This is a genomic window from Streptomyces sp. NPDC037083, from assembly GCF_055606485.1.
This window is the reverse complement of record NZ_JBVJSQ010000012.1, coordinates 16,061-34,945: the sequence shown is the minus strand read 5'-3', so window position 1 is coordinate 34,945 and position 18,885 is coordinate 16,061. Positions and strand designations below refer to the sequence as shown.

14 protein-coding genes, 2 tRNA genes and 1 riboswitch are annotated in these 18,885 nt (G+C 72.0%); of the genes, 10 read left to right on the top strand and 6 right to left on the bottom strand.

What is annotated here, in order from left to right; genetic code table 11:
* Positions 1 to 91 precede the first annotated feature (91 nt).
* The 6 genes from ACZ7DE_RS28595 (at position 92) to ACZ7DE_RS28570 (ending at position 7,017) form a co-directional block, all read left to right on the top strand.
* Positions 92 to 3,181 (top strand): FG-GAP repeat domain-containing protein, encoded by a 3,090-nt coding sequence (locus ACZ7DE_RS28595; protein ID WP_470766128.1) that lies wholly within the window; start codon positions 92 to 94, stop codon positions 3,179 to 3,181.
* A gap of 48 nt (positions 3,182 to 3,229) precedes the next feature.
* Positions 3,230 to 4,783, top strand: coding sequence for an amino acid permease (locus ACZ7DE_RS28590; protein ID WP_470766126.1), 1,554 nt, complete (start codon positions 3,230 to 3,232; stop codon positions 4,781 to 4,783).
* Between the two features lie 99 nt (positions 4,784 to 4,882).
* Positions 4,883 to 4,955, top strand: a tRNA-Lys gene (locus tag ACZ7DE_RS28585).
* Between the two features lie 112 nt (positions 4,956 to 5,067).
* Positions 5,068 to 5,883 carry a DeoR/GlpR family DNA-binding transcription regulator gene (locus tag ACZ7DE_RS28580; protein WP_470766124.1) on the top strand — a complete coding sequence of 272 codons (816 nt, stop codon included), beginning with the start codon at positions 5,068 to 5,070 and terminating at the stop codon, positions 5,881 to 5,883.
* Between the two features lie 85 nt (positions 5,884 to 5,968).
* Entirely contained in the window at positions 5,969 to 6,337 is a 369-nt protein-coding gene (locus ACZ7DE_RS28575) for a DUF4406 domain-containing protein (protein ID WP_470766547.1), read from the top strand.
* A complete protein-coding gene (locus tag ACZ7DE_RS28570; protein WP_470766122.1) occupies positions 6,334 to 7,017 on the top strand; it encodes an NUDIX domain-containing protein in 684 nt (227 codons plus the stop codon). The genes ACZ7DE_RS28575 and ACZ7DE_RS28570 overlap by 4 nt, the downstream gene beginning before the upstream one ends.
* Here ACZ7DE_RS28570 and ACZ7DE_RS28565 read toward each other — a convergent pair.
* The gene (locus ACZ7DE_RS28565) at positions 6,995 to 7,636 is read right to left on the bottom strand and encodes a GTP cyclohydrolase II (protein WP_470766120.1); all 642 of its coding nucleotides are present in this window, start codon (positions 7,634 to 7,636) and stop codon (positions 6,995 to 6,997) included. The genes ACZ7DE_RS28570 and ACZ7DE_RS28565 overlap by 23 nt on opposite strands.
* Positions 7,637 to 7,894: 258 nt before the next feature.
* Positions 7,895 to 8,455, bottom strand: a complete 561-nt coding sequence (locus tag ACZ7DE_RS28560; RefSeq protein ID WP_470766118.1) for a MarR family winged helix-turn-helix transcriptional regulator — start codon at positions 8,453 to 8,455, stop codon at positions 7,895 to 7,897.
* 98 nt (positions 8,456 to 8,553) lie between these two features.
* On the opposite strand from ACZ7DE_RS28560, the gene ACZ7DE_RS28555 reads away from it, so the two are divergent.
* From ACZ7DE_RS28555 to ACZ7DE_RS28540, 4 genes are all read left to right on the top strand, one after another.
* Positions 8,554 to 9,681 (top strand): dihydrofolate reductase family protein, encoded by a 1,128-nt coding sequence (locus tag ACZ7DE_RS28555; protein WP_470766117.1) that lies wholly within the window; start codon positions 8,554 to 8,556, stop codon positions 9,679 to 9,681.
* 60 nt (positions 9,682 to 9,741) lie between these two features.
* Positions 9,742 to 9,815, top strand: a tRNA-Met gene (locus ACZ7DE_RS28550).
* Positions 9,816 to 10,142: 327 nt separating this feature from the next.
* Positions 10,143 to 10,309: riboswitch (cyclic di-AMP (ydaO/yuaA leader) on the top strand.
* Positions 10,310 to 10,318: 9 nt separating this feature from the next.
* The gene (locus ACZ7DE_RS28545) at positions 10,319 to 11,341 is read left to right on the top strand and encodes a M23 family metallopeptidase (protein ID WP_470766115.1); all 1,023 of its coding nucleotides are present in this window, start codon (positions 10,319 to 10,321) and stop codon (positions 11,339 to 11,341) included.
* A gap of 268 nt (positions 11,342 to 11,609) precedes the next feature.
* Positions 11,610 to 12,554, top strand: a complete 945-nt coding sequence (locus ACZ7DE_RS28540) for an aldo/keto reductase (protein WP_470766114.1) — start codon at positions 11,610 to 11,612, stop codon at positions 12,552 to 12,554.
* Positions 12,555 to 12,691: 137 nt separating this feature from the next.
* Here ACZ7DE_RS28540 and ACZ7DE_RS28535 read toward each other — a convergent pair whose 3' ends face one another.
* From ACZ7DE_RS28535 to ACZ7DE_RS28520, 4 genes are all read right to left on the bottom strand, one after another.
* On the bottom strand, positions 12,692 to 14,218 hold the full coding sequence (locus ACZ7DE_RS28535; RefSeq protein WP_470766112.1) for a PrsW family intramembrane metalloprotease: 1,527 nt from the start codon (positions 14,216 to 14,218) through the stop codon (positions 12,692 to 12,694).
* Between the two features lie 49 nt (positions 14,219 to 14,267).
* A complete protein-coding gene (gene trmB, locus ACZ7DE_RS28530) occupies positions 14,268 to 15,110 on the bottom strand; it encodes a tRNA (guanosine(46)-N7)-methyltransferase TrmB (protein ID WP_470766110.1) in 843 nt (280 codons plus the stop codon).
* Between the two features lie 308 nt (positions 15,111 to 15,418).
* A complete protein-coding gene (gene lhgO, locus ACZ7DE_RS28525) occupies positions 15,419 to 16,636 on the bottom strand; it encodes an L-2-hydroxyglutarate oxidase (protein WP_470766108.1) in 1,218 nt (405 codons plus the stop codon).
* A gap of 138 nt (positions 16,637 to 16,774) precedes the next feature.
* Positions 16,775 to 18,199 carry an MFS transporter gene (locus ACZ7DE_RS28520; protein WP_470766106.1) on the bottom strand — a complete coding sequence of 475 codons (1,425 nt, stop codon included), beginning with the start codon at positions 18,197 to 18,199 and terminating at the stop codon, positions 16,775 to 16,777.
* Positions 18,200 to 18,885: the final 686 nt, after the last annotated feature.

Genomic DNA, 18,885 nt, shown 5'->3' with positions numbered 1-18,885 from the left:
ATCAGCCGACTTGTGAGACGGATGTGAAGGCCGGGGGGCCGCAGGCGCCACAGAGCGTCCAGTCCGTCTCCGTTCCCGGGGAGGGACTCTCTTGGCTCGCTCGGCCCACCGTGGCTTCGTACGTCTGCGCCTGCCTCTGGTCGCCGCCTCCGCCGTCCTGGCGGCCGGCCTGACCCCACTGCTCCCGTCCACCGCGGTCGCGGACACACCGACGGAGACGGTGGTGCCGGCCGAACTGCGTTCCTACGGCCTGGACGCGCTGTTCCGGGCGTCGTCCACCCACAGCGGTCACGACGCCGCCGGAGCGCAGGGCGTGTTCCACACGCTGGAGGGCAGCGGTGGCCTGCTGTGGACGCGTTACGCGGACGGCGAGTCCGTGAAGGTGCCGGCGTCGCCTCCGGGAACGTCGCCGATGACGACCGGCACCGACGTCCTCGCGTACAAGTACGCCGACGGCCGGATCGACTTCTGGGACGCCGCCGACGGCGCCATGCGCTCCCTGCGGCTCCCGGCCGGACTCGGCTACCTCACGTCCTACGACAACCTGACGATCGCCTACGAGAGCGTGACCGGCGCCGACGGCACGGCCAACCGGATCCTGCACCTGCTGACACCGGGCGACGCCGGGACCACCGCGGACCTGAAGGTCACGGGCGGCCCCTCGGGCATCAAGCTGGGACAGGCGGCCGGAGCGGACGCGGCAACGCTGTACTTCCGCGCCTCCGTGGACGGACAGACGGGTCTCGCCGCCGTGGACCGGACGACCGGCGAGGTGCGCGGTTGGAGCGGCGCGCTCCCCCTGGCGTACAGCAAGGTGGAACTGGGCGGGGGGCACGTCGTCGTCGCCGCCCCCGACAAGGCCACGGTCCTGGTGTTTCCGCGCGATCTGGCGGGCGCCCCCGTCGAGGTCGCGTTGAAGGGCGTCAGCGACGGGGCGAACGCCACGCACGACCTGGCCGTCGTCGGCGACTGGCTGATCAACGGCGTCGCCTCCACGACCGCGCAGTCCCTCGCGGGCGGCGAGCCGGTGACCCTGCTGCGCACCTCTCAGTACGGGACCGCGGCCGGCCCCGGCGGCACGGCCGTGAAGATCGGCACCGGCGCCGGGGAGCGGGGCATCCAGCGCATCACCCCGGGTCTGGACGGCGCACCGCCCGTCGTGACGCTGGTCAAGCCCCTGCCTCGACCGCCGATGCAGATCCAGGGCCTGTCCCTGGACCAGGGCCGGCTTGTCGGCATGGACCTCCTGCCCGGCGGTCTGCGCGCCGACTGGAACCGGACCGTCGCCCCGGCCGGCACGCCCCTGTTCGGCAAGCGCAGCGCGTTCACCACCGATGTCCGCATGGCCTCCTGCGCCGCCACCGACGTCGCCTGCGCCCAGGTCCGGGGCACGGCGGACGGCCGGATCGCCTGGCTCGAGCACGACGGGAGCACCGATCGGATCAGGGTTCACGGACCGGAGGAGACCGGGGGCCTCTGGGAGCGCACCGGGCTGTCCCCGGGCGGGCGGATCACGGACGTCTCCGGCGAGTTCCTGCTCTACACGGGCCCCGGCACGCAGAACGTCTACAGGATCGGCGACGACGGCGCCCCGGTCGTCACCCGCGCTCCCGGCCCCGCCGCCCTCTCCGGCGACGTCCTGTGGACGGCCGGGACCACCCCCGGCACGCTCACCGCGTACGACCTGACGTCGAAGCAGACCACCGGGACGCTCGCCGTCGACGCCGACTGCACGCCCACCGAACTCCAGGCGCTGGGCCGCTGGCTCTACTGGAACTGCGGCGACAGGGCCGGGGTGTACGACCGTACGGCCGAGAAGTCCGTGGCGGTCCCGGCCGACGAGGCCGAGCTCGGCGACGGATACGTCGTCACGCACGACAAGCGGGCCGGAAAGCTGACCCTGACGGCGGTCGCCGACGGCACGCCCGCGAGCCGGGTGATCGGCGACCTGCCCGACACCGGGGTGTCGCAGCGGGACGTGCGCTGGACGGTCGACGAGTCGGGTGCGAACGCGGCCTACGTGGACGACGGGGAACAGGTGCACCTGGTGCCGTCCGGGGTGGCACAGCAGCCGCTGCGTGCGCTGAGCGCGCCGCGGAACGCGGCCCAGGTCTCGGGCAGCACGGGCCCGGTGACCTCCGTGCTGCTGTCGAAGCCGGCCGCCAGCTGGAGCCTGACCGTGCGCAGCGAGGCGACCGGAAAGGTGGTTTCCGGTACGGACGGCGGCCCGGTGCGCGGGCCCCTGAGAGCCAGATGGGTCTCGGGCGGCCTCGGGCTGGGCCTGCCCAACGGCCGGTACGGCTGGACCCTCTCGATCGTCCCCGCGGACGGTTCCGGCGACCCGCTGGACCTACGGGGAACGGTCCGGCAGGTGAACGGCCGACCGGTGTTCCGCGACTTCGTGGGTCCTGGGGCGCTGCCGGACGGCGTCGGCGACCTGCTGACCCTCACCTCCTCGGGCACGCTGGCGTTCCAGCAGGGCACGGGGAACGGCACCTTCTCCGGCAAGGCAGCCGGCGGCGGATGGCCCGCGTCCGTCACGGCAGTACCGCTCGGCGATCTCAACGGCGGCCTGTACGGGGACGGCTGCAACGACGTCCTGGTGCGGCTGAGCAGCGGGGCGCTGCGTCTGTACAAGCAGGCGTGCGGGAAGGCGATCACCCCGTCGACGCCGTACGCCACCCTCGCCACCTCCGGCTGGAACCAGTTCGACGTGCTCACCTCGCCGGGCGACGTGAGCGGGGACGGCCGTCCGGACCTGATCGCCCGCAACGCCACGACGGGCGCGGTGTACCTCTACAAGGGGACCGCCGCGGGGAGGTTCGCGTCCGGCGTGAAGCTGTACGCGAACTGGAAGACGTACAAGAGGGTCGTCGGGGCCGGGGACCTGAACGGCGACGGCGTCGGCGACCTGCTCGCGCAGGACAAGGCGAACAACCTGTACCGGTTCTACGGGACCGGGAGGGGGACCTTCGGCTCGGGTGTGAAGCTGTTCGCCGGCTGGGGCGCTCCGTACAACGCGGTCGTCGGCGTCGGCGACATCACCGGGGACGGGACGGCTGACCTGGTCGCGCGGGACACGGCCGGGGCGCTCTACCGGATTCCCGGCAACGGGAGGGGCTCCTTCACCTCGCGCGTGAAGATCGGCTCCGGCTGGCAGGGCTACAAGGGCATTTTCTAGCCAAGTTGTGACGTGTGTCACGCCCTCCGCAAGGGAATTGCTGGGGGCATGACAGATGACGGCACAGCGGGCGGGCGCTCCCCCGGGAATCTCTCGGACGAAGAGCGGCTGGCCCAGCTCGGTTACACGCAGGTTCTCGCCCGCCGCATGTCGGCGTTCTCCAACTACGCGGTCTCCTTCACGATCATCTCGGTCCTGTCGGGCTGTCTGACGCTGTACCTGTTCGGCATGAACACGGGCGGCCCGGCGGTGATCACCTGGGGCTGGGTCGCCGTGGGTCTGATGACCCTGTTCGTCGGCCTGGCCATGGCCGAGATCTGTTCGGCGTACCCGACCTCGGCCGGCCTGTACTTCTGGGCGCACCGGCTCGCGCCCCCGCGATCGGCGGCGGCCTGGGCCTGGTTCACGGGCTGGTTCAACGTGCTGGGCCAGGTCGCGGTGACCGCCGGCATCGACTTCGGGGCCGCGTCCTTCCTCGGCGCGTACCTGAACCTGCAGTTCGACTTCGAGGTGACGCCGGGCCGGACGGTCCTGCTCTTCGCCGCGATCCTGGTGCTGCACGGCCTGCTGAACACCTTCGGGGTGCGGATCGTCGCCCTGCTCAACAGCGTCAGCGTGTGGTGGCACGTGCTGGGCGTGGGCGTCATCGTGGGGGCGCTGGCCTTCGTCCCCGACAAGCACCAGTCGACGTCCTTCGTGTTCGGCGAGTTCGTCAACAACACGGGCTGGGGCAGCGGGGTGTACGTCGTGCTCCTCGGCCTGCTGATGGCCCAGTACACCTTCACGGGCTACGACGCCTCCGCGCACATGACCGAGGAGACGCACGACGCGTCGACGGCCGGCCCGCAGGGGATCGTGCGGTCCATCTGGACCTCGTGGATAGCCGGCTTCGTCCTCCTGCTCGGCTTCACCTACGCCATCCAGTCCTACGACGCCGCGCTCGGCTCGCCGACCGGAGCGCCGCCCGCGCAGATCCTGCTCGACGCGCTCGGCGCGACCGCCGGCAAGCTGCTGTTGCTGGTGGTGATCGGCGCCCAGCTGTTCTGCGGGATGGCGTCGGTGACCGCCAACAGCCGCATGATCTACGCGTTCTCCAGGGACGGGGCTCTGCCCTTCTCCCACGTCTGGCACACGGTCAGCCCGCGCACCCGCACGCCCGTCGCGGCGGTCTGGCTGGCGGCCGGCGGCGCGCTGGTGCTGGGCCTGCCGTACCTGATCAACGTGACCGCGTACGCGGCCGTCACGTCGATCGCCGTCATCGGCCTGTACATCGCGTACGTCATCCCGACGCTGCTGCGCCTGCGCAGGGGCGAGGCGTTCGAGCGGGGTCCCTGGCACCTGGGCCGCTGGTCCAGAGCGATCGGCGTGGTGTCGGTGGCGTGGGTGGCCGTCATCACGGTCCTGTTCATGCTGCCGCAGGTCTCCCCGGTCACCTGGGAGACCTTCAACTACGCCCCGGTCGCCGTCCTGGTCGTCCTGGGCTTCGCGGGGGTGTGGTGGCAGGTCTCGGCCCGGAACTGGTTCCTCAACCCCGAGCACGAACGGACCATCGCCCGCGAGGCGGCCCGCGTGGGCGCGCCCGACGAACTGCCGGATCGGTGACCTCTTCCCCTCGCGTGAGGGCCGCGACGTGGCCGTGTCTCAGATACCCGATCGGAGACACGGCCACGTCCGGCTATGCTCGGGGAGGCAACATCGCCTGGGCCCTTAGCTCAATTGGCAGAGCAGTGGACTTTTAATCCATTGGTTGTGGGTTCGAGTCCCACAGGGCCTACCGAAACGCCCCCAGCTCGGAGGAACTTCGAGCTGGGGGCGTCGTCGTGTCCGGGACCTCGTGGCGAACATGTCGATGTTCGTTCGCACATCAGCGTGGTAGAAATGGCGTCATGGATGTCGCCGACCGACTCGACCTGACCCTCCGACTCGTGCAGGGGCAGGGACGAGAGCAGGGCCAGGTTCAGGGGCAGGGGCGGGTATCCGTCGCCGAGCTCGCTCAGCGGCTCGGCGTCTCGGAGATGACCGTGCGCAGGGACCTGGACGCGCTGGAGCGCCGGGGGCTGGTGCGGCGGGTGCACGGCGGCGCCGTGGCCGGGCGGGCGCGCGAGGAGGGCGGCGGTTTCGAGGCGCGGCAGGCGTGGCGGGCGACCACCAAGGACCGGCTCGGAGCGGCCGTCGCCGGGCTGGTCGAGGCGGGGTCGCGGGTGCTGCTGGACGCCGGGACCACGACCGTGCACGTGGCCGAACACCTCGCCGCGCGGGGCCCGTTGACCGTCGCGGTGCTCAGTCTGCAGGCGGCGGTGCGACTCGCCGACCGGCCCGGGATCGAGCTGCTGGTCGTCGGCGGGCGCTCCCGCCCCGGCGAGCGCTCCCTCGTCGGGCCGCTGGCCCTGCGCACTCTGGAGGCTCTGGCCTTCGACGTGTTCGTGATGTCGATCGGCGGAGTGCACGCCGTGCACGGCTGGTCGGAGTTCTCGCTGGAGGACGCGGCCGTCAAGCAGGCGGGGCTCGGCCAGGCCGGCCGTACGGTCGCCGTGGCCGACGCGACCAAGCTGGGCGTGCGCGCGTTCAGTCAGGTCGCTCCGCTGGACGCCGTGCACACGTTCGTCACCGACGCCGCAGCGGCCGACCCCGGCACCCATCCCGGCGGCCCCCGGACCCTGGAAGCCCTGAACGAGGCGGGCGTCGACACCCGCCTGGCCTAGACCCGCGCCGGGCCCCCTGAGTCCCGTAGCCCCTGAGTCCCGTAGCCCCTCAGTCCTGCCTGGGAGAAAGACCGTGACACCGCTGATGATCCTGGTCGCCGGCCCGTACCGCTCGGGCGCCGGCGACGACGCCGTGAAGCTCGCGGCCAACGTCCGGGCCATGAACGAGGCAGCCCTCGTCCTGTTCCGTGCCGGGCATCTGCCCGTCACCGGCGAGGCGCTCGCGCTGCCCCTGCTGGAGACGGCGGGCGCCGCCGGGCCCGGCGACCCGCTCTTCGAGGAGCTCTTCCATCCCGTCGCCGAACGTCTGCTGGACCGCTGCGACGCGGTCCTGCGCATCGGCGGCCCCTCGCAGGGAGCGGACCGGATGGTCGAGCGGGCCCGCGAGCAGGGCAAGCGGATCTACCGCGAGCCGGCCGAGGTTCCCGACGCGCGGCCCGCGGGCCTGCGATGACCGCCGGGATCGACACGCCCGACGCCCGCGGCCGTACCGGGCTCGACCAGCAGGGACGCGACCTGACCGGCAACGACCGTGTCCGCATCCTGAATGTGGAGGTTCTCGCCTGTGACTGGTCCGTCCTGCGCCGCACCACCTTCGACTACCGCCACGGCGACGGCCACGTCAGCCGCGAGCGGCGCGAGACCTACGACCGGGGCGACGGCGCGACGATCCTGCTCTACGACCCCGACCGGCGCACGGTCTTGCTGACCCGTCAGTTCCGGCTGCCCGCCTACGTCAACGGGCACCCCGACGGCATGCTGCTGGAGACCGCCGCCGGACTCCTGGACGGCGACGACCCGCAGGAGGCCATCCGCAGGGAGGCGGCGGAGGAGACCGGACGCACCGTTCACGACGTCCAGCACGTGTTCGACGCGTTCATGAGTCCGGGCTCGGTCACGGAGCGCCTCAGTTTCTTCGCCGCCCCCTACGACGCCTCCGTCCCCGGCGTCGACACCGCGGGCGTGCCGGCGGAGGGCGAGGACATCACCGTCGTCGAACTGCCCTTCGCCGAGGCCCTCGACCTCGTCCGCACCGGTGCGATCGCGGACGCCAAGACCATCATGCTGCTCCAGTGGGCCGCGCTGGACGGGCCGTTCGGGCCGTCCGCGGTCAGCCCACGCCGATCACGGTGAGATCGGCCAGCGGCAGCGTGTGCTGGGTCTGCAGGACCTTCGCGCGCAGGTAGCGGACGTTGTGCGGGGTGGTGAACACGCCCGTCGGGACACGGTCGTGGACGTCGATGCCCAGCCCTCGCAGCTGGTCGGCCTTGTCCGGGTTGTTGGACAGGAGGTCCAGGCTCGTGATGCCCAGGGCGCGCAGCATCTGGGCGGCGGCCGTGTAGTCGCGGTCGTCCTCGGGCAGGCCGAGGGCGGCGTTCGCCTCGTAGGTGTCCAGGCCCTGGTCCTGGAGGGCGTACGCGTCGAGCTTGTTGTAGAGGCCGATGCCGCGGCCCTCCTGGCGGAGGTAGAGCAGCACCCCGCCCGTCACGGCTATGCGCTCGACCGCCTCGCGCAACTGCGGCCCGCAGTCGCAGCGGGCGGAGCCGAAGACGTCGCCGGTGAGGCACTCGGAGTGCAGCCGCACCAGCGGGGTGGCGCCGGGCGCGGGCTCGCCGAGGACGACGGCGACGTGCTCCTGGCCGTCGGCCAGACCGTGGAAGGTGACCAGTTCGGCGTTCACGGAGTAGCCGTCGGGGAAGCGCAGCGGTACTCGGACGCGGGCGCGCGGGGTGGCGGCGGGGGTGGCGGGCATGCGGGTCTCCCGGGTCCGGAGGGCGATGACAGGGTGGTGCCAGGCCGGTCGCTGTTTCAGATTTGAAGCAGATCCGACGAAGCGAGACCCTACCTCGTGCTTTAAAGTTGAAGCAACTGCTTTGTGGCACGGCTCACGATGCGCCCGCCCACGAAGCGCCCCGATCGCTATGCGCCGGGGTGCGGGGCCCGGGGGGGGCGACGGCTCGGAGGGCTGAGGAGGCTCAGGGGACTCGGCAGGCTTGGCAGGCCCGGCGGGCTAGGAGGGCTCGGTGGGCTCTGAGGGCTGGGAAGGTCCGGAGGGGCCGCTGCAGGGTGTTGAGCGGCGGCGCCACGGGAGGTCCTCGGGTGCGGCCTCGTCGCCGCCGTCCCCCTGGAACCCTCGGGCGACCTGCGTGAAGATCTCCGCCAGCTGCCCCACCTGCTCTGGCGTGAGCCGGTCGAACAGGCCGGCGCGGACGGTCTCGACGTGGCCGGGCGCGACCTTCCGCAGGACCGCCATGCCCTCGTCCGTCAGGACCGCCACGCTGCCGCGCTTGTCCCAGCGGCATTCCTCGCGTCGCACCAGCCCGTCCTTCTCCAGCCGGGACACCGCGTAGGTCAGCCTGCTGCGGGTGATCTTCAGCTGCTCCGCGAGGTCGGTCATCCGCAGCCGCCGCTCCGGGGTCTCGGAGAGGTTGGCGAGGATGGAGTAATACAGGTGGGGCATGCCGGCTTCCTGCTGGAGCTGCCGGTCGATCGCGTCCTCCAGGAGGAGGTACCCGGCCACGTAGGCGCGCCAGGCGCGCTGCTCCTCGGGGGTGAGCCAACGAGTCGTCATGCGGCCAGTGTAAGTTTGTTTCAAACTTGAACCAAGAGTGCCGTCGCGGGACCACCGTCACACCAGCCGCCGTCGGACCGAGCCCGGGGAGCACGCCGATGCCGTACCCGTACGTCCTGCTGTCCGCAGCCGTCTCCCTCGACGGCTACCTGGACGACACCACGCCCGAGCGCCTGCTGCTGTCCAGCCGCGCCGACTTCGACCGCGTCGACGAGGTACGGGCCTCCGTGGACGCCATCCTCATCGGCGCCGGCACGATCCGCGCCGACAATCCGCGGCTCCTCGTGAACTCCCCCGAGCGCCGCGCCGCCCGCGTCGCCGCAGGACTGCCGCCGTACCCCCTCAAGGTCACCGTCAGCGGCTCCGGCGACCTGGACCCGAAGGCCAACTTCTGGCACACCGGCGGCGAGAAGGCCGTCTACACCACGGAGAAGGGCGCCGAGCGGGCCCGCGCCCTCGGCATCGCCGCGGACGTCGTCCCGCTCGGCCCCGAACTCGACTGGCGCCGCCTCCTCGAACACCTCCACGACGTCCTCGGCGTACGCCGTCTCATGGTCGAGGGCGGCGGCACCGTCCACACCCAGCTGCTCCAGCAGGGCCTCGCCGACGAACTCCAGCTCGTCGTCGCCCCCCTGTTCGTCGGCGACCCGGACGCCCCCCGCCTGTTCGGGCCGGGCGGCTACCAGGGCGGACGTCTGCGCCTGGTGGAGACCCGGCGCATCGAGGACGTCGTCCTGAACCGCTACGAGCCCACCGCACCCGGCGCCGGACCGCTGCCCGCCGCGGCCGACCGGCACTGGCTGTCCCTCGCCTGCGAGCTCGCCGAGCTGTGCCCGCCCTCGCGGACCGCCTTCAGCGTCGGGGCGGTGATCGTGGCCGCCGACGGCACGGAACTGGCACGCGGCCACTCCCGCGAGGGGGGCGACCCGGTCGTGCACGCCGAGGAGGCGGCCCTCGCCAAGCTCGACCCCGCCGACCCGCGGCTGCCCACGGCCACCGTCTACAGCAGCCTCGAACCCTGCGCCCGCCGTTCCTCGCGCCCCTCGCCCTGCGCTCGGCTCATCCTCGACGCGGGCGTGCGCCGGGTGGTCACGGCCTGGCGCGAGCCGGACACCTTCGTGACGGCGGCGGACGGCACCGGAATGCTGACGGCCGCGGGCGTCGACGTCGTCGTGCTGCCGGAGTACGAGGAGCGGGCGAAGGCACCGAACCGGCACCTGGCGTGAGGCCGCGGTCAACCGTGGTGTTTCACCTCCCGCAGATGACGTACACTGGAGTCACAACGACGCGGGGTGGAGCAGCTCGGTAGCTCGCTGGGCTCATAACCCAGAGGTCGCAGGTTCAAATCCTGTCCCCGCTACTGAAGGCCGAGGGCCGGAATCCAACAGGGTTCCGGCCCTCGGTGTATTCCGTCTCGTATGCCTCGCGCCCACCTTTCCCCCTCACTTTCTTACGCATGGTGACCAGGTGACCGCCCTGCGCATCAAGGTTGAGTCGCCATCAAAACGCCTGTGACTGCCGAGGTGTGCGGCAGGCAGGTCAACTCGCCCGTTTTTCACCGCTGGTGGCCCGAAAGTCCAGGCCGGAAATGTTGTTGATCAAGCAGAACAGCTTGGAAACCCACCCCTGGGTCTATTAACGTTCGATAACGCAGCGCGGTCGTCCCAGCCGGCACCAGAGTCGGCTCCGTGCGCACGCGCCGAATCCCGCAAGGGAACCGGGGAACCACCAACTTGGGGTGAATCGCGCGGAAGTCACCGTGAACTCGCAGAGTCCACGGTCGGTATACGCGCGTAGGAGACCTTCCCGCTCCGAACCCGTCAGCTAACCCGGTAGGCGACGGAAGGAAAGGAGCGCGCCCGCGTGGCGTCCAACCCGCCTGCCCCCGAGGCCCCGTACGCGCCGAGCCAGCGGTCCACCGAGACCTTCGGCTACGGCGGCTACCGCACCGACGAGGGCCCCTGGGAGGAATGGAACCCCACCGCGGAGTCCGTTCGCCCGGTCCGGGGCAAGCACCGGGTCGCCAAGCAGCGCGGCGGCGGGTTCGCCCGCAGCTCCACCGTCCTCGGCGTCGGCGTCATCGCCGCCGTCAGCGCGGGCGGAATGGCGAGCGCCAACACCGGCAAGGCCCCGGTCTCCATCTCGATGCCGGACATGCCCAACGTGGGCTCCCTCATCTCCGACGAGGACCCCGCCCAGGAAGCCGCGCCCGCCCTGGCGAGCTTCGGGTCCGAGACCGCCGTCGACACCGAGGAGAGCGCCGCCGACGCCGGCGAGGCCCTCCGCAGCCGGATCATGGCGCAGGCCGAGTCGCAGCAGACCCAGTTCGAGGTCAAGGCCGCCGAGGCCGCCAAGAAGGCCGAGGCCGACGCCGCCGCCAAGGCCGAGAAGGAGGCGGAGGCCGAGGCCGCCGCCGCGAAGAAGAAGGCCGCCGAGGAGGCAGCCGAGAAGGCCGAGGCCGCGCGCCTGGCCGAACTGGCCAAGCAGTACACGCTGCCGACCTCCTCGTACACGATCACCTCGACCTTCGGCCAGGCCGGTTCCCTGTGGTCCTCCGGGTACCACACCGGTCTCGACTTCGCCGCGCCCACGGGCACGCTCATCAAGGCCGTCCACAGCGGCACCATCACCGAGGCGGGCTGGGCCGGTTCCTACGGCTACCGCACCATCCTCACGCTGGACGACGGCACCGAGCTCTGGTTCTGCCACCAGTCGTCGATCAACGTCAGCGTCGGCCAGAAGGTCGCCACCGGCGATGTGATCGGCCGCGTGGGCGCGACCGGAAACGTCACCGGCGCCCACCTCCACCTCGAGGTCCACCCGGGTGGCAGCTCCGAAGGCATCGACCCGGCGGCGTGGCTGCGCAGCAAGGGCCTCAACCCCTGAGACGTGCCTGAGGCGTCCCGGAGAACTCCCGAAGACGTCCCGGAGACGTCCGGGAGACGTCCCTTCGGGGAGACTCCGTACGGCGCGGGACACCCGTACGACGCGGGGCACTCCGTACGACCTCATCGGGGAACCCTGACCGGTCCCCGGCAGCCCTGACGGCCACCCCCGACGTCAGGGCTGCCGGTCTGTCGGGCCACACGCCGTTCACGCGTTCTTCGCAGGCCGCGTGGAATGGGCGTGGCCCGTGTGACCGTTGAGATGACACATGACTTCCCTTCGCACACTCGGCTCCTCCGACCTCGAGGTCTTCCCGCTCTCCCTCGGCGGCAACGTCTTCGGCTGGACGGCGGACGAGGCGTCCTCCTTCGCCGTGCTCGACGCCTACGCGGCCGCCGGCGGCAACTTCCTCGACACCGCCGACTCCTACTCCTCCTGGGCCGAGGGCAACTCGGGCGGCGAGTCCGAGACCGTCATCGGCAACTGGCTGAAGCAGCGCGGCAACCGCGACGACCTCGTCATCGCCACCAAGGTCAGCCAGCACCCCGAGTTCCCCGGCCTGTCCGCCGGGAACATCAAGGCCGCCGCGGACGCCTCCCTCCGTCGGCTGGGCACCGACCGCATCGACCTGTACTACACGCACTTCGACAAGACCGAGGTGCCCGTCGAGGAGATCATCGGCGCGCTCGACGAGCTGGTGAAGGCGGGCAAGGTGCGCCACATCGCCGCCTCCAACATCTCCCCCGAACGCCTCCAGGAGTCCCTGGAGTTCTCCGACCGGGAGGGCCTGGCCCGGTACGTCGCCCTGCAGCCCCACTACAACCTGGTCTCGCGTGACACCTACGAGGGCGGCCTGCAGGACCTCGCCGCCCGTTTCGGCCTCGCCGCCGTGCCGTACTTCTCGCTGGCCTCCGGATTCCTCACCGGCAAGTACCGGCCCGGTGCGACGGTGGAGAGCGCCCGCTCCGCCGGCGCCGCCAAGCACCTCGACACCGAGCGGGGCCGCCGGGTCCTGACCACCCTGGACGAGATCGCCCAGGCCCGCGACGCCCAGGTCGCCACGGTCGCCCTCGCCTGGCTCGCCGCACAGCCGACCGTGGCCGCACCGATCGCCTCCGCGCGGACGGCCGAACAGCTGCCGGCGCTGCTGGGTGTGGCGGACCTGGAACTCACGAGCGCGGAGATCACCCGGCTGACGGAGGCTTCGGCCTGATCTGCCCACCCTGACTCGACCCCACCCCACCCGACCGGGACCGCCCCGACCCACCGCGGCTCGGCCCGGTGCTGCCTGGCAGGCGGGGCTGGGACGGAGGGCAGGACCGAGGGCTGTGGCTGTACCTGTGGCTGTGGCTAGTGGTAGGGGTTGGGGGAGGGGTTCGGGGCCGCTGGGTAGCCGTACCCCGCGTGATCGTGCCCGCCGTACCCCGCTTGGCCGCCGTACCCGCCGTGGCCTGAGGGACGGCCGGGGGCCGGCCCTGCCGGGTTCCCGGGCGTCGGGCCCGCCGGATACCCGTAGCCGTACCCCTGTCCGTACCCGTATCCCGGTCCGGGACCGGGGACCTGGCCGTACGGAGGGGCCTGGCCGGGACCGGGGCCGTACCCGTACGCCCCGTACACCGGCCAGGGCGGCGGAGCCACCCGTACCGGAGGGGCCGTCATCCGTGCCGCGTGGTCCAGCGCGGGACGGGCGACGTCCTTGCGGCGCCACAGCTCGTTCAGCAACTCCCCTTCCCGGACGACGAAGTCGGCGTCGGCCCGGCCTCGTCGGCCCCGGTGCCGCAGGAACGCGAGAGACGTCGCGTACGCCTCGTAGCGCGCCACCTCCCGCGCCGCCGGCCTGCCCAGGTGGCGGCCGGCGTACTTCCTGGCCAGGCGACGGGCCCGCATGGACGCGAGCGCGTACGGCTCGGCCGGGGTGAGCCATCCGGCGGCCGCGTAGACGGGCAGCTCCTCCTGGACGGTGCGCAGCTCCCGCTGCCGGGTCCACACCACCAGCCAGGTCAGCAGTCCGAACGCGGGCACCATGATCGCCGCGTACACCGCGAAGAAGCCGAACTCGCCGAACGTCGACGAGCCGTTCCACAGGGCGTGCATGCCCATCGCGAGAAGCAGCCCGCACAGGGGGAGCAGCACACGCCGAACGGGCCGACGGACCCCGGAGAGCGCGGCGATGCCGAAGCCGATGCCGGTCAGCACGGTGAACAGGGGATGCGCGAAGGGCGACATGATGACGCGCACGAAGAACGTCGCGGCGGTGACGGAGGCGATGCCGGTGTCACCCGTGAGCTGGTCGGTGCCGAAGGCGGTGCCGAGGTAGAGGATGTTCTCGGTGAAGGCGAAGCCGGTGGCGGTGACCCCGGCTATGACCACGCCGTCGACGATCCCGGTGAAGTCCCGCCTGCGGAAGAGGAACACGAGCAGGACGGCCGCCGCCTTGGCGGACTCCTCGACGACCGGCGCTATGACGGTCGCGCCCAGGGTGTCCGCGCTGGAGGGGTCGGCCGTCGCGGTGGCTATCCATCTGGTGGCGAAGCTGTTGGCGACGATGGCTATCAGCGCCGCCGCGCACGCGCCCCAGGCGAAGGCGAAGACCAGGTTCCGCCAGGGTCCCGGCTCGACCCGGTCGAGCCACCGGAAGGCGGCGACCAGCAGCGGCACCGGCAGCACGGCGAGCCCGAGCCCGACCAGGAAGCCTTCCGTGCCGGTCTGCTCGCGCACCAGCGCGAGGATGACCAGCCCGGACAGCACGAGCAGCGTGACGAGCGCGCCGTACCGCACCCACCTGTGCTGCCACCAGTGCGCGTGCCTGAGCTCGCCGTCCTCGGGAGCGCCGCCGGGATACGGCGGACAGGGCGGAAACGGGGGACTGATGGCCACGGCATCGACCCTAACGAGGGAGGGGACTGTGGTGGAGGGCGTTGGGCGGTCAGCGAGCCCCGTGCTGGACGCGATGCTGTACGCGTCGGAAGAGCAGATCGTTCACCACGTGACCCTTGTCCAGCCCCTGTCCCTCGAAACGGGTCAGCGGCCGGAACTCGGGCCGGGGCGCGAACCCGCCGTCGGCCCTGGTGTTCTCGAAGTCGGGGTGCGCGGTCAGCACCTCCAGCATCTGCTCCGCGTACGGTTCCCAGTCCGTGGCACAGTGCACGATCGCGCCCGGCCTGAGCCGCGTCGCGGCCAGGTCGAGGAACTCCGGCTGGATGAGGCGCCGCTTGTGGTGGCGCTTCTTGGGCCAGGGGTCGGGGAAGTAGACGCGCAGCCCGTCGAGCGAGTCCGCCGGGAGCATCTCGCGCAGCAGGATGATCGCGTCGCCGTTGGCGACCCTGACGTTGGTCAGCCCGTTGCGGTCCGCGAGGTTGAGCAGGTTGCCCTGGCCGGGCGTGTGCACGTCCACCGCGAGGATGCCGGTCTCCGGGTCGGCGGCCGCCATCTGCGCGGTGGCCTCGCCCATGCCGAAGCCGATCTCCAGCACGACCGGGCGGTCGTTGCCGAACAGCTCCGCGAGGTCGAGGGGGCGGCCGTCGATGTCCAGCCCCCACTTGGCCCACAGCCGCTGCAACGCGTCCGCCTGCCCGGCCGTCACCCGGCTGCGCCGGGGCTGGAAGCTCCGGATCCGCCGCTCGAAGTGAGAACCGGCGGGGTCGGCCCTGGGCCCGTCGGGGAAGCGGGGCTCCCCCTTGGCGCGGGTGTGCCGAACGGACTCACCCGGGTGGTGCTCACCGTCGGGGGAGGGCTGGGGGGCTTCGGGGGTGTTCACGGAATCAGACACAGTGGGGTCGATTTTACGGGGACCGGCCAGGCGGACGCGGAGGAGGCCGCCGCCCGCCCGCCCACGCCGGATCAGCGGGGGGCGGTGCCCCCGCTCACGTCCAGGGCGTGTTCGCGTGGCCGGTGCCGGTGCCGGTGCCGGTGGCGTTCCATGGCAGGGCGCGGTCGCGCGGCCGGGAGCCGTTCGCAGGCCCTGGGCCCGCTCGCAGGACCTGGTGCCGTTCGCGTGGCGCGGTGCGTCGGCTGGTGCTGGTGCTGGTGCTGGTGCTGGTGCTGGTGACGGTGCCGTTTGCGTGGCGGAGCCGCGGCTCATGCGCTCGCCAGGGACTCCAGTGCCCTGCGTGCCACCTCCCGCCCGATCGGCAGTGAGGCCGTGGCCGCCGGGGAGGGGGCGTTCAGCACGTGGACGGCCCGCGGCGCCTCCCTGATGAGGAAGTCGTCCACCAGTCCGCCGTCCCGCAGCACCGCCTGCGCCCGTACTCCGGCCGCCGCCCGCACCAGGTCCCCCTCCTCCACCGCCGGCAGCAGCCGACGCACCGCGTCCACGAACGCCGCCTTGGACACCGACCGGCGCAGCTCGCCGATCCCGTACCGCCAGTGCCGGCGTCCCATCCGCCACGCCCCGGGCCACGCCGCCGTCGCCAAGGCCTCCCGGGGGTTCACGACGCCCCACCCGTACCCCTCGCGGGCCAGGGCCGGCACGGCATTGGGCCCGACGTGCACGCCTCCGTCGATGCCCCTGGTCAGATGCACCCCGAGGAACGGGAACGCCGGATCGGGCACCGGATACACCAGCCCGCGCACCAGCTCCGGCCGCGCCAGCTCGTAGTACTCGCCCCGGAACGGCACGATCCGCACCTCGGGCTCGTCCCCGGTCAGCCTGGCGATCTCGTCGCAGTACAGGCCGGCGCAGTTCACCAGGACCCGCCCCCGTACGACGTCCCCGCGCTCGGTGAGCACGGCCACCCCGCGCTCGGGCCGCCGGTCGATCCGTACGACCCGCGCGCCGTACCGGATCTCCGCCCCGGACGCGCTGCCCAGCTGCCGCGCGACGGCCGAGTAGTCGCAGATCCCGGTGGTGCGGACGTGTATGGCGGCGAGCCCCCGCACCTCGGGCTCGTACTCCGCGATCTGGCCGGGGCCCAGCTCCCGCACCGCAAGGCCGTTCTCCCGGCCGCGCTGCACGAGCGCGTGCAGCCGGGGCAGCTCGGCCCGGTCGGTGGCGACGATCAGCTTGCCGGTGACGGCGTGCGGGATGCCGTACTCGGCGCAGAACTTCGTCATCTCGGCGGCGCCCCGGACCGCGTACCGCGCCTTCAGCGAGCCCGGCCGGTAGTAGATCCCGCTGTGGATGACTCCGCTGTTGCGCCCGGTCTGGTGCCGGGCCGGCGCCGGCTCCTTCTCCAGCACGGTCACCCGCGTGCCCGGTGCGGCCCGCGTGATCGCGTACGCCGTGGACAGCCCGACGACGCCCCCGCCGACCACGAGCACATCACAGTCGTAAGCGATCTTCGGCACGTGCACCACCTCCCGGCTCCGATAGTGCACTGCGCCACTGACAACGCCTTCAAACCCGGGCCGGACGTCGTGCCGGTCACGGGCGCGGGGCCGTGACGGTGTGCGGCTCAGCCGTCACGGAGCCCCGCCCTACGCCGGAGCCCCGCCCTACGCCGGAGTCATGAGCAGCGGCCGTGCCCGCTCCCTCAGCTCCACCACCCGAGGCTCGTCGCCGTACGGCTCCAGCCGGTGCAGGAGATCCTTGACGTACTCCGTGGTCCGCGCGGAAGAGATGCGCCCGGCGACCTCCACCGCCCGTACGCCCTGCTCGCAGGCGGCGTCGAGGTTTCCCGACTCCAGTTCGGCGACCGCCGAGACCACCAGGCGCAACCCGTGCGACCGCACGAACTCCTCCGTCGGCCGGGACAGCGCCTGCTCGGTGAACCTCCGCACCTGTCGCGGCGCCTTCAGGTCGCGGTAGCACTCGGCGGCGTCGGCGGCGAAGCGGTCGTAGGAGTAGAAGCCGAGCCACGACGGATCGTGGTCGCCCTCACGCGACCGCTCGAGCCAGCTCTCGGCCGCCTTCAGCGCCGCGCCGGCGGCGTGCGCGTCCCCGGCGCGTGCGTGCGCGCGTGCCTCGACGAGCCGGAAGAAGCTCATCGTGCGCGCGGTGGCCAGCCCCCGGTTGCGCTCCAGGGCGGCCTGCGCGAGGTCGACGCCCTCGTCGCCGAACCCGCGGTAGGTGGCCTGCAGGGACATGGAGGCCAGGACGTAGCCCCCGAGGGGGACGTCGGCCGCCGCGCGGGCCAGCCGCAGCGCCTGGATGTAGTACCGCTGTGCGGCCTCCTGCTGACCGGTGTCGAAGGCCATCCACCCCGCCAGCCGGGTCAGCTCGGCGCTCGCCCCGAACAGCGCACGTCCCACTTCGTCGGAGTACGAGCCGAGCAGCAGCGGCGCCGCCTCCACCCGCAGACACTCCGGGACCATGGACGAACGCCAGTCGCCGCCTCCGTACTTGGAGTCCCAGCGCCTGGCGTCCTCGGCGGCCTCCCGCAGCTTCTGCACATCGCTGTGGCCGACTTTGAGCGGTGCGCCGGACTCCTCCACGAGGTGTACGTCACGCGCCACCGAACTGTCGGCCGGGGTTATCAGCCACCGGGAGGCAGGCGTCGCGTACGCGCTTACTGCGAACGATCCGGCCAGCGACTGCCAGATGCCTCCGGAGCCGGCCCGGCGGCCCGCGAGGTCGAGACGGTAGAGGTCCGTGGCGGAGCGCACCGCCTGTCCGACGTCCCTGGGGAAGGCGAGACCCACTTCGGGCGCGGGATCCGCGTCCGCCAGGCCGATCTCGTGGAGCGGCACCGGGCGACCGAGCTTCTGTCCGATGGCGGCCGCGATGAGGTGCGGCGCGGCGCCCTGCGGCACCATGCCCTTCGACACCCAGCGCGCCACGGACGTCTTGTCGTAGCGAAGAGTCAACCCGCGTTGAGCGCCAAGGTCGTTGACGCGTCGTGCGAGTCCTGCGTTGCTGATTCCCGCGAGGGCGAGAACGGCGCCGAGTTTTTCGTTCGGCCCGCGTTGCTCCCTGGACATTGCGCCACCCCTCGACACAGACGGCTGCCGCGCTGGCATAACCATGCGGCATTCGTAAACCCAGCGTAGTTCGCCGCATCCCAAGCGTTAAGGGGCATTCTTCCGGTTGGCGGGATTGTGGTCCGTACGGAAGTACGGGCGCAGGTACGGACCGTTGCATCGTGCTCCCGCTGTGTGGCCGTGCGCCCGGCCGTGCGCTCTTCTCCGGCCACCTCGGGAGCGGTTCCATGGGCCGTGCGTGGGTCGGCCCGCTGTACTGGATCCAGTGGGCTGGGGGACACCGCCGCCTTCATCCCCGCGGGCGGCGGAGCGGTCCGGGGGGCGAACTCCGCCTCCCGGGCCGGCGCGGGCCTTCGAGGCACGCGCGTGTGTACGGAGCGTGTGCGAAGCCTGCTCGGCACGTTCCCAACGCCGGACGTACGCCCGGGATTTGGCCGAAAAGCGACCCTGTGTTCCGTGGGGGGCAACGCCTCTCACCACGGAAATCGAGGGCGCGCGGGGCGTCCTGGGGGAGCGTACCGGGGGCGCATTCAGGTCGCAGACACCGGGGTGCGCGCGGTCGCAGGGGTCGGCGCCGACGTCAACACACGGGCGCACTCCCCGGATCACAAGCGGTGCCGCCTCCCTCTGTGGCGCGTTCTTCGTGGCAGCATGGTGAACCGTTCGTACGGTGCACTCGTTTGTCC

What these genes read in the sequence shown, in the direction of transcription:
- ACZ7DE_RS28570 (WP_470766122.1), top strand. Translation starts at nt 6,334, where the DNA reads ATGACCGCCGGGATCGACACGCCCGACGCCCGCGGCCGTACCGGGCTC.
- ACZ7DE_RS28580 (WP_470766124.1), top strand. Translation starts at nt 5,068, where the DNA reads ATGGATGTCGCCGACCGACTCGACCTGACCCTCCGACTCGTGCAGGGG.
- ACZ7DE_RS28555 (WP_470766117.1), top strand. Translation starts at nt 8,554, where the DNA reads ATGCCGTACCCGTACGTCCTGCTGTCCGCAGCCGTCTCCCTCGACGGC.
- ACZ7DE_RS28540 (WP_470766114.1), top strand. Translation starts at nt 11,610, where the DNA reads ATGACTTCCCTTCGCACACTCGGCTCCTCCGACCTCGAGGTCTTCCCG.
- ACZ7DE_RS28560 (WP_470766118.1), bottom strand. Translation starts at nt 8,455, where the DNA reads ATGACGACTCGTTGGCTCACCCCCGAGGAGCAGCGCGCCTGGCGCGCC.
- ACZ7DE_RS28565 (WP_470766120.1), bottom strand. Translation starts at nt 7,636, where the DNA reads ATGCCCGCCACCCCCGCCGCCACCCCGCGCGCCCGCGTCCGAGTACCG.
- ACZ7DE_RS28520 (WP_470766106.1), bottom strand. Translation starts at nt 18,199, where the DNA reads ATGTCCAGGGAGCAACGCGGGCCGAACGAAAAACTCGGCGCCGTTCTC.
- ACZ7DE_RS28575 (WP_470766547.1), top strand. Translation starts at nt 5,969, where the DNA reads ATGATCCTGGTCGCCGGCCCGTACCGCTCGGGCGCCGGCGACGACGCC.
- ACZ7DE_RS28590 (WP_470766126.1), top strand. Translation starts at nt 3,230, where the DNA reads ATGACAGATGACGGCACAGCGGGCGGGCGCTCCCCCGGGAATCTCTCG.